Source organism: Janthinobacterium sp. BJB301 (assembly GCF_002735685.1).
Classification (GTDB): domain Bacteria; phylum Pseudomonadota; class Gammaproteobacteria; order Burkholderiales; family Burkholderiaceae_D; genus Janthinobacterium; species Janthinobacterium lividum.
Window position 1 is genome coordinate 1320036 of sequence record NZ_PDZJ01000002.1, and the last position, 13169, is coordinate 1333204.

13 protein-coding genes are annotated in these 13169 nt (G+C 62.7%); 1 reads left to right on the plus strand and 12 read right to left on the minus strand.

Annotated features, from left to right (window positions below; translation table 11 throughout):
* Positions 1-18 precede the first annotated feature (18 nt).
* The 3 genes from yajC to queA form a co-directional block, all read right to left on the minus strand.
* Positions 19-351 carry a preprotein translocase subunit YajC gene (gene yajC, locus CSQ91_RS19205; protein WP_034778948.1) on the minus strand — a complete coding sequence of 111 codons (333 nt, stop codon included), beginning with the start codon at positions 349-351 and terminating at the stop codon, positions 19-21.
* A gap of 196 nt (positions 352-547) precedes the next feature.
* Entirely contained in the window at positions 548-1687 is a 1140-nt protein-coding gene (gene tgt, locus CSQ91_RS19210; RefSeq protein ID WP_034745502.1) for a tRNA guanosine(34) transglycosylase Tgt, read from the minus strand.
* 1 nt (position 1688) lies between these two features.
* Positions 1689-2744 carry a tRNA preQ1(34) S-adenosylmethionine ribosyltransferase-isomerase QueA gene (gene queA, locus CSQ91_RS19215; protein WP_034778950.1) on the minus strand — a complete coding sequence of 352 codons (1056 nt, stop codon included), beginning with the start codon at positions 2742-2744 and terminating at the stop codon, positions 1689-1691.
* Positions 2745-2922: 178 nt separating this feature from the next.
* On the opposite strand from queA, the gene recG reads away from it, so the two are divergent.
* Positions 2923-5025, plus strand: coding sequence for an ATP-dependent DNA helicase RecG (gene recG, locus CSQ91_RS19220; RefSeq protein ID WP_099389244.1), 2103 nt, complete (start codon positions 2923-2925; stop codon positions 5023-5025).
* A gap of 86 nt (positions 5026-5111) precedes the next feature.
* Here the strand turns inward: recG and CSQ91_RS19225 are convergent, their stop codons facing one another.
* From CSQ91_RS19225 to CSQ91_RS19260, 9 genes are all read right to left on the minus strand, one after another.
* Positions 5112-5603, minus strand: coding sequence for an REP-associated tyrosine transposase (locus CSQ91_RS19225; protein WP_099389245.1), 492 nt, complete (start codon positions 5601-5603; stop codon positions 5112-5114).
* A 260-nt stretch (positions 5604-5863) separates the two neighbouring features.
* Positions 5864-5989, minus strand: coding sequence for a hypothetical protein (locus CSQ91_RS29290; protein WP_257217404.1), 126 nt, complete (start codon positions 5987-5989; stop codon positions 5864-5866).
* On the minus strand, positions 5989-7203 hold the full coding sequence (locus CSQ91_RS19230; RefSeq protein ID WP_099389246.1) for an MFS transporter: 1215 nt from the start codon (positions 7201-7203) through the stop codon (positions 5989-5991). The genes CSQ91_RS29290 and CSQ91_RS19230 overlap by 1 nt, the downstream gene beginning before the upstream one ends.
* Positions 7200-8204, minus strand: coding sequence for a Gfo/Idh/MocA family protein (locus CSQ91_RS19235; RefSeq protein WP_099389247.1), 1005 nt, complete (start codon positions 8202-8204; stop codon positions 7200-7202). The genes CSQ91_RS19230 and CSQ91_RS19235 overlap by 4 nt, the downstream gene beginning before the upstream one ends.
* 1 nt (position 8205) lies before the next feature.
* On the minus strand, positions 8206-9024 hold the full coding sequence (locus CSQ91_RS19240) for a DUF3025 domain-containing protein (protein ID WP_099389248.1): 819 nt from the start codon (positions 9022-9024) through the stop codon (positions 8206-8208).
* A gap of 7 nt (positions 9025-9031) precedes the next feature.
* Positions 9032-10096, minus strand: a complete 1065-nt coding sequence (pyrC, locus tag CSQ91_RS19245; RefSeq protein WP_099389249.1) for a dihydroorotase — start codon at positions 10094-10096, stop codon at positions 9032-9034.
* Positions 10097-10245: 149 nt separating this feature from the next.
* Positions 10246-11694 (minus strand): amidohydrolase family protein, encoded by a 1449-nt coding sequence (locus tag CSQ91_RS19250; protein WP_231958623.1) that lies wholly within the window; start codon positions 11692-11694, stop codon positions 10246-10248.
* A gap of 37 nt (positions 11695-11731) precedes the next feature.
* Complete coding sequence (locus CSQ91_RS19255) at positions 11732-12457, minus strand: amino acid ABC transporter ATP-binding protein (protein ID WP_070254805.1); 726 nt, start codon at positions 12455-12457, stop codon at positions 11732-11734.
* 19 nt (positions 12458-12476) lie between these two features.
* Entirely contained in the window at positions 12477-13169 is a 693-nt protein-coding gene (locus tag CSQ91_RS19260) for an amino acid ABC transporter permease (RefSeq protein WP_034778970.1), read from the minus strand.

Consider the following 13169-nt stretch of genomic DNA (forward strand, 5'->3'; position numbering starts at 1 on the left):
AGCAATGACAGCGAGGAATTACAGTGCCTTCAGGGTGCCTTTAGGCAGCAAGGTGGTAATGGAGCTCTTTTGCACCGTGACTTCGGTGCCGGTCGCCACTTCGATGGTGACGTAAGCGTCCACTACCTTGACAACACGGCCCAGCATGCCGCCGGCGGTGACGACTTCGTCACCCTTGGCCAGCGCGTCCATCATCGCCCGTTGTTCTTTGGCGCGTTTTTGCTGTGGGCGGATCATCAGGAAATACATGACCACGAACATCAATACCAGCGGCAGGAAGCTGGTCAGGTTGCCGCCGAGGCCCAGGGCTTCGGTTGGGGCTTGCGCATAAGCGTTGGAAATGAAAAACACGGTGACTCCAGTTCTAATCAGTTTGAAAAAATAGCGCTGTATTCTAGCATTGGCTATACGTCATAACCCGAATTGCAGCCATGGCAACTTTAAATGGGGCTAAAAAAGCATTATGCAATGCTTTATCGCCCCAGTCCAAGCACCAATACACAAAACTTCCGGCCATGCTGCCGCCAGCCATCAAGCTAAGCTTTTCTTAAGTTCCGCGTGCGCGTTCCGCATGGAATTGCAGGGTAAACGCGTGGAAACGGTCTTCGTCCAGCGCCTCGCGCATCTGGCGCATCAAGTCCAGATAATAATGCAGGTTGTGGATGGTATTGAGGCGCGCGCCGAGGATTTCTTTGGAGCGGTGCAAATGGTGCAGGTAGGCACGCGAGAAATTGCGGCAGGCATAGCAGCTGCAGGTCTCGTCAAGCGGCGCCTGGTCTTCCTTGTACTTGGCGTTCTTGATCTTGATGTCACCAAAACGGGTGAACAGCCAGCCATTGCGGGCGTTACGCGTCGGCATGACGCAATCGAACATGTCGATACCGTTCGACACGCCCGCCACCAGGTCTTCCGGCGTGCCCACGCCCATCAGGTAATGCGGCTTGTTGGCCGGCAGGCGCGGACCCACGTGGGCCAGCATGCGCATCATGTCTTCCTTCGGTTCGCCGACGGACAGGCCGCCGATGGCGATGCCGGGGAAATCGATCTCTTCCAGCTTGGCCAGCGACTCGTCGCGCAGCATCTCGAACATGCCGCCCTGCACGATGCCGAACAGCGCATTCGGGTTTTCACCGCGGTGGAACTCGTCCTTCGAGCGCTGCGCCCAGCGCAGCGACATGCGCATGGACTTGGCCGCTTCCTCGATGGTGGCCGGGCGGCCCTGGATTTCGTACGGCGTGCATTCGTCGAACTGCATGACGATGTCGGAATTCAGGACGCGCTGCACCTGCATCGACACTTCCGGCGAGAGGAACAGTTTATCGCCGTTGATCGGCGAATTGAAATGCACACCCTCTTCCGTGATCTTGCGCATGGCGCCCAGCGAAAACACCTGGAAGCCGCCCGAATCCGTCAGGATCGGCTTGTTCCAGCCCATGAAGCCATGCAAGCCGCCAAATTTCTCCATGACAGTGTTGCCAGGACGCAACCACAGGTGAAACGTGTTGCCCAGGATGATCTGCGCGTCGATCTCGTTGAGTTCCAGCGGCGACATGGCTTTCACGGAGCCGTAAGTGCCCACTGGCATGAAGATCGGCGTCTGCACGACGCCATGGTTGAGTTTCAAGGTGCCGCGGCGTGCTTTGGTCAGGCCGCTCGTGTCGGTCTTGAGTAATGTAAATTCCAGCATGTCAGTCTTTCACGGGAGTATCAAGGTTCAGCGCAGCGCGCGATTGCGTGGTGAGCAGCATCGCGTCGCCATAGCTGAAGAAACGGTAATTCTGCGCGATCGCATGCGCGTAGGCGCTGCGGATCGGCTCATAGCCGGCAAAGGCCGACACCAGCATCAGCAGGGTCGACTTCGGCAAATGGAAGTTGGTGATCAGGCGCGTCACCGTCTTGAACGCATAGCCGGGCGTGATGAACAGTGCCGTATCGGCGCTGCCCGCCACCAGCTGGCCGCTTTGCGAGGCCGACTCCAGCGCGCGCAGGCTGGTCGTGCCGACGGCGACCACGTCGCGCCCGGCAAGTTGGGCGGCGCGCACGGCGTCGACGGTTTCCTGCGGCATGGTGTACCACTCGGTATGCATCTTGTGCTCGGCCAGCACTTCCGTGCGCACGGGCTGGAAGGTGCCGGCGCCCACGTGCAAGGTCACATAGGCAAAATTGACGCCCTTGGCCTTCAATTGATCAAGCAGGGCCTGGTCGAAATGCAGGCCGGCCGTCGGTGCGGCGACGGCGCCGGGGACCTTGTTGAACACGGTCTGGTAGCGCGTCTCGTCGAATTCGTCCGCATCGTGCTCGATATACGGCGGCAGCGGCAGCCGGCCATGCGCCTCGATCAGCTCGAACACGTCGGCCTCGAAATGCAGGGTGAAGAACTCGCCGGCGCGCTGGCCCACCGTCACATCGAAGGCATCGGCCAGGCGGATGCGGCAGCCGGGCGGCGGCGACTTCGACGCGCGCACCTGGGCCAGCACGGTGCGGTCATCGAGCACGCGCTCGACGAGCGCCTCGATCTTGCCGCCGCTTTCCTTGACGCCAAAGAAGCGCGCTTTGAGCACGCGCGTATCGTTCATCACCAGCAGGTCGCCCGCTTGCAACAGCCCGACGATGTCGGCGAATTGACGGTCGACCAGAGCGTCGCCGTCCAGATGCAACAGGCGCGAGGCGCTGCGCTCGGCCAACGGAGTTTGCGCAATGTTTTCTTGCGGCAAATTAAAATCGAAATCGGAAAGCGAATACATGCGTTTTGCTTCAAAAGTACATCAAAAATGATTAGGAGTGCGCAATGGAACATCTGGCACTATACTGTGCGCCTATACAGGCATTACAATAATCCGCCGCAACAATTTACAACTGCGGTACGCACAGGGTGTGCCGGACAACCCTCTATTTTACGCTAGCGGCACAAAAATCTCCGATATGTCCGAACCCAAGCCCGATCTTCCTCCCGCAGCCAAGCCGGCCGCGAAGCCGAAAGCCGTCAAAAAAGTGGTCAGCACGGAAAGCCGGCTGGCCAAACTGGGCTTGCGCACGGATATGGACCTGGTGCTGCACCTGCCGATGCGCTACGAGGACGAAACCAAGGTCTACACGATACGCGACGCCTGCCTGCGCGGCGGCGAGTCGTGGCAAGTGGAAGGCGTCGTCACCAAGTGCGAAGTCAATTTCAAGCCGCGCAAGCAATTGCTGGTGACGATCGCCGACGAAACGGGCAATTTGCTGCTGCGCTTCATGAATTTCTACGGCAGCCAGGTCAAGCAGCTGGCCGAAGGCACGCGGGTACGCGCGCGCGCCGAACTCAAACACGGCTTCTTCGGCGCCGAGATGGTGCACCCGACGTACAAGGTGGTCAACGAAGGCGCACCGCTGCCCACTGCCCTGACGCCCGTGTATCCGTCCGGCGAAGGGCTGTCGCAGCACGTCTTGCGGCGCGAAATCGCCGACGCCATGCGCCGCATCGACTGGCAAGATACCTTGCCCGATCATCTGCTGCGCGACATGCAGCTGTCGCCGTTCCGGGCCGCCGTGCACCTGCTGCACTATCCGCCGCAGGACATCGATGAAAGCGCGCTGATGGACCGCTCGCACCCGGCCTGGGTGCGCATGAAGTTCGATGAGCTGCTGGCGCAGCAGCTGTCGCTGAAACGCGCCCAGCGCGCGCGCCGCTCGAAAGGCGCCGCCTCCCTGCCCATCGTCGGCGCGCTGTCGGCTGCCTTTGGCGCCGCCCTGCCCTTCAAGCTGACGGGCGCACAGGCCCGCGTGCTCGATGAAATCCGCGCCGACCTGCGCCAGCCGTATCCGATGCAGCGCCTGCTGCAAGGGGACGTCGGCAGCGGCAAGACGGTGGTGGCGGCGTTGTCCGCTACGCAAGCCATCGACAGCGGCTACCAGGCAGCGCTGATGGCGCCCACGGAGATTCTGGCCGAACAGCACTTCCGCAAGATCGCCGCCTGGATGGAGCCGCTGGGCGTCAAGGTGGCCTGGCTGACAGGCAGCCTGAAGAAAAAGGAAAAGACGGCGGCGCTGGCCCTGATCGAATCGGGCGAAGCGCAGCTGGTGATCGGCACGCATGCGCTGATCCAGGATAACGTGCTGTTTGCCAAACTTGGCCTGGTCATCGTTGACGAGCAGCACCGCTTCGGCGTGGGTCAGCGCCTGACCCTGCGCAACAAGGGCGACAGCGCGGCCGTGCCGCACCAGTTGATGATGTCGGCCACGCCCATCCCGCGCACCCTGGCCATGACCTATTACGCCGACCTGGAAGTGTCGGTGATCGACGAGCTGCCGCCCGGACGCAGTCCCATCGTCACGCGCGCCATCGACCAGAACCGGCGCGACGAAGTCATCGCCCGCGTGTATGCGGCCGCGCTGGAGGGCCGGCAGGTGTACTGGGTCTGCCCCCTGATCGAAGAATCGGAAGCACTGCAGCTGCAGACAGCCACCGACACCTACATGATGCTGGCCGAAGCCTTGCCCGCGCTGCAGGTGGGCCTCGTGCACGGACGTTTGAAACCGGCGGAAAAGCAGGAGGTGATGGACGCCTTCATTGCCGGCCATATCCACGTGCTGGTGGCCACCACCGTCATCGAAGTGGGCGTCGACGTGCCGAACGCCTCGCTGATGGTGATCGAGCACGCCGAGCGTTTTGGCCTGTCGCAGCTGCACCAGCTGCGCGGCCGCGTGGGACGCGGCTCGGCGGCCAGCGTCTGCCTGCTGCTGTATCAGGGTCCCCTGGGCGGCGTGGCGCGCCAGCGTTTGATGACCATGCGCGAAACGACAGACGGTTTTGAAATCGCCCGCCGCGACCTGGAAATCCGCGGCCCCGGCGAATTCCTTGGCGCGCGCCAGTCCGGCCAGGCCATGCTGCGCTTCGCCGACCTGGAAACGGATCAATGGCTGGTCGATCAGGCGCGCGACGTGGCGCACGACCTGCTGCATGCCACCACGGCGGCTGCCGCAACCACCGTGGAAGCGCATTTGGCGCGCTGGCTGGGTGGGAAAGAGGAATTCCTGAAGGTGTAAATCGGGTATTGTCGGATTACGCACATACGCAAACGGTAGGTCGGATTAGGCCGCAGGCCGTAATCCGACAACATTGTTGGCTTCGTTCACTCCCGCCCAACACCGGCCACGTCCACACCATCCCCGCCCCAATCCGCGGCACACCATCCCAACGCCACGTAACGGTGAAAACTGGAATGCGGCCAATCCATGACCTTGCTCACAAGCCCATGCTTGACAGGGTTGTAATGGATGTAATCGACATGCTTGGCAAAGTCTCGCGCATCGCGCAAGACGTGTTCCCAATACCGCTGCTGCCAGACATTTTCAAGATCGCTGTGCTTGCTGAACCATGTCTTGATCAGCCTCCAGCGCGTCATGAAATCAGCATCACTATCTGGCAAGGTCCAGATGCAGTGCAGATGATCGGGCAGGATGACGATGGCGTCGATATCGAATGGCCGCTTATGGCGTACGGCGCGGAATGCATCCCGCAGTAAATCCACGGCAGTTGCCGACGCAAAGACGGGCCGGCGGTGTGCCGTCACCACCGTGAAGAAAAAGCTGCCGCCTGGCTGGAATGCGCGTCGGTATCGCATAGTTTCATGGGTGTTGTCGGATTACGGCCTTGCGGCCTAATCGCTATGGCTTTTCCTGGTTCCCGATGTTGTCGGATTACGGCCTTGCGGCCTAATCGCTATGGCTTTTCCTGGTTCCCGATGTTGTCGGATTACGGCCTTGCGGCCTAATCCGACCTACGCACATATGCGGCGGCAGGTCGGGTAGGTCGGATTAGCGTAGCGTAATCCGACTTCCAGCATAATCCGGCTTTTCGCAAGCTACCTTGCGCCCGCGCAGCCTACATGCACATCCAGAAGCGGTTCGCCAGGTCGAGCATGAAGTCGGGCCGGAGATAGGCCAGGAAGACGATGGCCAGCAGCGCGGCGCCCAACAGGCGCCACAGCCATGTGCGCCAGCTGCCCATTATGCGGCCACCGCCGCGCGCTTGACGGCGCGCTCGTCGATGGGCAGGTTGATCAGCGCGGCCAGCAAGCCCAGGCCGATGGTGATCATCCACACGACGTGGTAACTGCCCTGGTGCTCGTACAGATAGCCTCCCAGCCACGCACCGAGGAAACTGCCCACCTGGTGCGAGAAGAACACCATCCCGGCCAGCATCGACAAGTGCTTCACGCCGAAGATCCCGGCGATGATGCCGTTCGTCAGCGGCACGGTCGACAGCCACAGCACGCCCATGCCGGCGGCGAACAGGTACACGGACCACGCCGACAATGGCGCCAGCAGGAACACGGTGATGACCACGGCGCGCGTCACGTAGATGGCCGACAGCAGATAGCGCTTGGCGATCTTCCCACCGAATTTTCCCGCGTAGTAGGAGCCGACGATGTTGAACAGGCCGATCAGCGCCAGCGCCGTGACGGCGATGTTCGGATTCATCAGGCCCTGATCCTTCAGGTAGGCCGGCAAGTGCACGCCGATGAAGACCAGCTGGAAACCGCAGACAAAATACCCTGCCAGCAGCAGCCAGAACGAGCGGCTGGCGATGGCTTCGCTGAAGGCGGCGCCAACGCTTTGCTGCGGGCCGCTGGCATGCGAGACGGGCGGCTCGCGCAGATAGAAGGCCATCGGGATCATCGCCAGCAGCACCAGCGCGGCCAGCACATAAAAGGCGTTTTGCCAGCCCACGGCGGAAATCAGTTGCTGCTCGACCGGCATCATGAGGAACTGGCCGAACGAGCCGGCCGCCGACGAAATGCCGAAGGCCCATGAGCGCTGCTCGGGCGGCGCGCTGCGGCCGATGATGCCGCTGATGGCGCCAAAGGCCGTGCAGGCCAGCGCCAGGCCGATGAGGATGCCCGAGCCGACGATGAACAGGGTCGGCTGCGTCACGAGCGCCATCCACACGAGGCCCGCCATGTAGCTGATGGCACCGATGATGACGACGCGCATGGTGCCGAAACGGTCGGCCGCCATGCCGGCGAACGGGCCGAAGACGCCCCACATCAGGTTTTGCATGGCCAGCGCCAGCGAATACGTTTCGCGCGTCCAGCCATTGGCTTGCGAGATCGGCTGCATCCAGAAGCCCAGACCGTGGCGCACGCCCATCGCCAGGGTCAGGACGACGCCGCTGGCGATGAGGACGGTTTTCAGGCTGGGACGGGATGAGTGCAATGTCATGGAGTTCCTGATGACGCCTGATCGGCGCTGTAGACGAGGCCGATCTGGCCGCGCATGGTGTCAAGGTTGTGCATCAGCGCCACGCTGTCGGCGTGCGGCATGACAGGGCTTTCCAGCAGGCCGGCGCGGATGCAGCGCATCGCTTCGATGGCCTCGTGCGCGTAGCCATTGCCCAGGTGCGGCGCGGCGATGACGCGGCGTTCGCCATCCATCGTTTCGACGATCAGATGATCGGGCTTGTAAAAACGGTTGGGCAGGCGGATGCGGCCCAGGCTTCCGGAAATGGTCATTTCCGTCGGCGTTTGCGCGCGCAGGCTGCAGGCGCAGGACGAGGTGCCGCCGCCCGCGTGGCGCAGCGAAAACACCACCTGCTCATCGACGCCGGTGGCGCACAGCTCGGCCAGCGCCTGCACCTGCGATACGGGGCCGAGGAAGAAGGCTGCCATCGACAGCGGGTAGATACCCACGTCGAGCAGTGCACCGCCGCCGAGTGCGGGATTGAACATGCGGTGCTCGGGCGGGAAATTGGCGACAAAGCCGATGTCGGCCTGCACCTGCTGCAGCACGCCGATTTCGCCGCTGGCGATGATGCGCTGCGCTTCCTGCACGGCGGGCAGGAAACGGCTCCACATGGCTTCCATCAAGAACAGTTTTTTGTCGCGCGCCATGTTGACCACGGCCTGCGCTTCGCGCGCGTTCATGGTGAATGGTTTTTCGCACACGACGTGCTTGCCGGCGGCCAGGCACATCAGGGCATTTTCCGCATGCAAGGTGTGCGGCGTGGCGATGTAGATCACGTCCACACCCGCGTCGTCGGCCAGCGCCTGGTAGGAGCCGTGGCAGTGCGCGATGCCGAATTCGGCGCCGAACGCCTGTGCGCCAGCCTCGCTGCGCGAAGCGACCGCCACCAGTTGCGCACCGGGCGCATCGCGCAAGCCATTGGCCATCGCGCGGGCGATCTTTCCGGTGCCGAGGATGCCCCAGCGGACGGTATTTTCCATGCTATTGATCTCTTTCTGCGCCAGCCACCTTGCGCTTCGGGCGGAACACCGCCGCGTCATTGTAAAAGTCGTCGTCCTGGCCTTCGCACCAGCCGGGCAAACCGAGCACGGGCAGCGGCGTGAAGTCCGCCGTGGTGAGGCCTTGTTGCGCCAGGTCTTGCGCCACCCGCTCGTCGAGCCAGGCGCGCCGTGCCGCATCGTCGAGCGCAAAGTAGGCGTCGCCGGCGAAGATCACGCGCGTGTGCGCCGTGATGGCCTTGCGCGGCGCCACCAGTTTTTCCATCAGCGCGTGGCCGAACAGCCAGATATCGGCGTCGCCGCCCGCGCCAAACCTGTCGCGCTGCGCGATAAACGCGCTACGCCAGTCGTGCCCGCGTAACGCCGCTTCCAGCATGCGCCCCGCATCGCTGTCGCGCAGCACCAGCAAGGCGGAATTTTCGTCAAAAATCGTCGCGCCATCGCGCGCGGGACCGCGCGATTTGCCGACGCCGGACATGGCGATCTGCGCCGCCTGCAGCGCGTTCAATTGCCGCTTGATGAGGGGGAAGGTGAGCCACACGAGCGCGTTGAAAAAATCGTGCAGATTGTCGCGCGTGGGCACGCCGCCCGTCGCGCCGATGAACTCCTCGTAGGCCACGCCTTCGGGCAGGTCCGCTTGTGGCACGAAGGCCAGCGGCAAGCCGGACGGATTGCGCAAGTCCAGCGCCCGCGCCCGTCCGTTCAGCGCGGCAATGACCGTGTCGCGCTGCAGGTCCAGCTGCCGTCGCGCCGGCAGCACCGTGGCAAACCAGGGGCGGCTCCAGTCTATCGATGGCAGCATGGAGTGATTACACCATTTTCCAGTTGATCTGCTCGCCCGCATTGAGCGGAATCACGTGGCTGTCGCCCAGCGGCAGCGACGCCGGCAAGGTCCAGCTTTCGCGCTTCAGGGTAATGGTGTCCGTGTTGCGCGGCACGCCATAGAAAGTCGGGCCGTGGAAGCTGGCAAACGCTTCCAGCTTGTCGAGTGCACCGGCCCGTTCGAACGCTTCCGCATACATTTCCATCGCGTGCAGGGCCGTGTAGCAGCCGGCGCAGCCGCAGGCCATTTCCTTGGCGCCTTGCGCATGCGGCGCCGAATCGGTGCCGAGGAAGAAGCGCTCGTCGCCGCTGGCGGCGGCCGTCATCAGGGCCAGGCGATGCTCTTCGCGCTTGAGGATAGGCAGACAGTAGTAATGGGGACGGATGCCGCCCTTGAAAATCTCGTTGCGGTTGTACAGCAGATGGTGCGCCGTGATGGTGGCGGCGATCGGGCCTTCCGCTTCGGCCACGTACTGCGCCGCATCCTTGGTGGTGATGTGCTCGAACACGACGGACAGGGCCGGGAAGGCGCTGCGCAGCGGACGCATCACGCGCTCGATGAAGACGGCTTCGCGGTCGAAAATGTCGATTTCCGGGTCCGTCACTTCGCCGTGCACGAGGAAGGGCATGCCCACTTCCTGCATCACTTCGAGCACCTTGTAGCAATTCTTCAAATCCGTCACGCCCAGGTCTGAATTCGTCGTGGCGCCAGCCGGATACAATTTGACGGCCTGCACGATGCCGCTATCTTGCGCGCGGCGGATTTCGTCGGGCGAGGTGTTGTTCGTCAGGTACAGCACCATCAGCGGATCGAAGTTCACGCCCTCCGGCACGGCGGCCAGGATGCGCTCGCGGTAGGCGCTAGCATCGGCCGTGGTGGTGACGGGCGGTTTCAGGTTCGGCATGACGATGGCGCGGCCGAACTGGCGCGCGCTGTGCGGCAGCACGCTGGCCATGACGGCGCCATCGCGCAGGTGCAAATGCCAGTCGTCAGGACGGGTGATGGTGATGGAAGATGGAACGGCGGCTGGGGTGTGATCGAGTGTGGACATGGCGGCTGCTCTCAGGCGGTCATTGCGGATAGCGCCATTTTACCAGCCGCGGGGCGGCTTCGCAGTCAATGGACGCCTGCGCCTGCTGCCTGCCTGACAACAAAACGGCCGGTATCACCCGGCCGCTTGCGGCATCAGAACGAAGAACATCAGGACTTGGCCGGCGCCGTCTCCTGTTTGGCCACCCAGGCGCGAATATCGGCCAGCATCCGGTCCAGCGCGGCGCGGTCGTACACGTGACCGCGGCTGACCACCAGGCGGATCTGGCGCGTGGCGCCGATGTCCTGCAGCGGGTTCGCGTCGAGCACCAGCAGGTCGGCCGCCTTGCCGGCCGCCACGCTGCCGTAGCGATTCAGCTTGCCCAGGAAGCGGGGTCCGTTGATGACGGCCGATTGCAAGGCTTGCTGCGGCGTCAGTCCATACTGCACGTACAGGCCGATTTCATCGTGCAGGGCCTGGCCAGGATAGTCGAAGGAATTCAAGAATCCCGCATCGGTGCCGGCGATGATGCTCATGCCCTGCTGCTGCAAAATCGGCAGCAGCTTGGCCGATTGCTCGAACTGCGCATGGCGCTGGGCGATGGCTTCCGGGCCATCCTTGGCGGCGCGCTGCACGCGCCAGTCGTAGGTGGCGCGCAAGCCCTTGCCGATGTATTGCAGGGCCGGATCGTGCGTGTGGTCTTCACGGTCCAGGTAGGCCGTCACGCGCGAACCCCACAGGGTCGGCACGATGGCCGTGCCGCGCGCAGCCAGATAGCTGAAGGCCTTGCGCGCCGTCGGCTCGTCGTAGCTTTGCAAGCTCTCGCGCATGGCTTCCTTGCCCGTCATCGCGCCGGCGGCCACCTTGGCCGTCAACTCCTGCTCGCGCGGCGTGGTGGCGCGCAGCAAATACGATTGATGTTCGATCGTGCCCAGGCCCGCATCGGCCATCTGCCCCAATGTCAGCTGCACGGGGATATGGCCCGAAGTGCGCATGCCCCGTTCGCGCGCCTGGCGCAGCGCTTCCAGGTACAGCTCCGGTTTCAGGGTATTTTCCGTGATCTTCACGAAGTCCACTTGCTGCGCCTGCAGGCCATCCAACGCGCGCGTGACTTCCTGCGGCGTGCCCACTTCGATGGTGCCCTTCCACAGCGGCTTGATGCCTTCCAGTTTCGCGCCAGAGGTAAAAATCGTCGGGCCTTGCAGCTGGCCCGCATTGATCTGCCGGCGCCACGCCAGCACCGTGTCGGGCAAGTCGCCCGAGCAATCGCGCACCGTGGTGATGCCATGCGCCAGGTACAAAGGCAGCAGCTGCTTGTTCTCGTCGATCAGCTCGGGGCCGCCGCCAAAATGCACGTGCGTGTCCCACAGGCCCGGCATCAGGTATTTGCCGGGCAGGCGGATGGTCTGCTTCGGCGCGTAGCTGCGCAGCTGCGCGTCATCGACGACGGCGACGATGCTGTCGCCCTTGAGCAGCACGGTCTTGCCGCTGATGGTGCTACCGGCGGCAACGTCGATCAGGGTGGCGTCGCGCAGGGCGATGTCGACGGCGATCCTGTCTGCCGCGTGGGCATGGGCAAGCAGGCCCAGCGCCAGCATGGCGCCGGCTATTTGTTTCATGTCAGGCATTCGTACTCAACTTCAAAGTGATGGAAAATTAGTGGATGATCTTGGCGAGGAAATCGCGCGCGCGGTCCGAGCGCGTCGTGTTGAAGAAGTCATCCTTGCTGCAATCCTCGATGATCTTGCCCTGGTCCATGAAGACGATGCGGTTGGCGACTCTTTTTGCAAAGCCCATTTCATGGGTGACGACCATCATCGTCATGCCTTCCTGCGCCAGCCCCACCATCACGTCGAGCACTTCGTTGATCATCTCCGGGTCGAGCGCCGAAGTCGGCTCGTCGAACAGCATGGCGATGGGGTCCATCGACAGCGCGCGGGCGATCGCCACGCGCTGCTGCTGGCCACCGGACAACTGGCCGGGGAACTTGTCCTGCTGCGACAGCAGGCCCACGCGGTCCAGGTATTGCAAGCCCTTGGCATTGGCTTCGTCGGCGCTGCGGCCCAGCACCTTGATCTGGCCGATGGTGAGGTTTTCGCGGATCGACAAATGCGGGAACAGCTCGAAATTCTGGAACACCATGCCGATGCGCGCGCGCAGTTTCGACAAATTCGTTTTCGGATTGTTGACGGTGATGCCATCGACGATGATCTGGCCCTGCTGGATCGGTTCGAGGCCATTGACCGTCTTGATCAGGGTCGACTTGCCGGAGCCAGACGGGCCGCAAATGACCATCACGTCGCCCTTGGTAACGTTGGTGGTACAGTCGGTCAGTACCTGGAACTGGCCATACCATTTGCTGACGTTATTGAGTTCAATCATCTTGTTCTTTCTTTTTCGGTTAGCGAATGATGGCGACGCGTTTCTGCAGGCGTTTTACCAGGAACGACAAGGCATAGCACAGCACGAAGTACACGACGGCGACAAACACATACATCTCCACCAGGCGGCCGTCGCGCTGGGCGATCTTCGAGGCGGCGCCGACGAAATCGGGGATCGACAGCACGTACACGAGCGACACGTCCTGGAACAGCACGATGGTTTGCGTCAGCAGCACGGGAATCATGTTACGGAAGGCTTGCGGCAGCACGATGAAGGCCATGGTCTGCGAGTAGTTCATACCCAGTGCCTGGCCGGCCCACACCTGGCCGCGCGGGATCGACTGTATGCCGCTGCGCATGATCTCGCAATAGTATGCCGCCTCGAACATGATGAAGGTGATCAGCGCGGAGGAAAACGCGCCCACTTTCACGGGCTCGTTCGCGCCGATAACCCAGGCGGCGATGTACGGCACCAGGAAATAGAACCAGAAAATCACCAGCACCAGCGGGATCGAGCGTATCAGGTTGACGTAGGTCGACGCCACGCCCGAAATGAGGCGACTGCCGGACAGGCGCATCAGCGCCAGCAGGGTGCCCAGCACGATGCCGCCCACCATGGACAGCGCCGTCAGTTTCAGGGTAAACACCATGCCGGTCTGGAACAGGTAGACCCACGAACGGGAGATGACATCAAAGTCGAAGTTACCGAACAT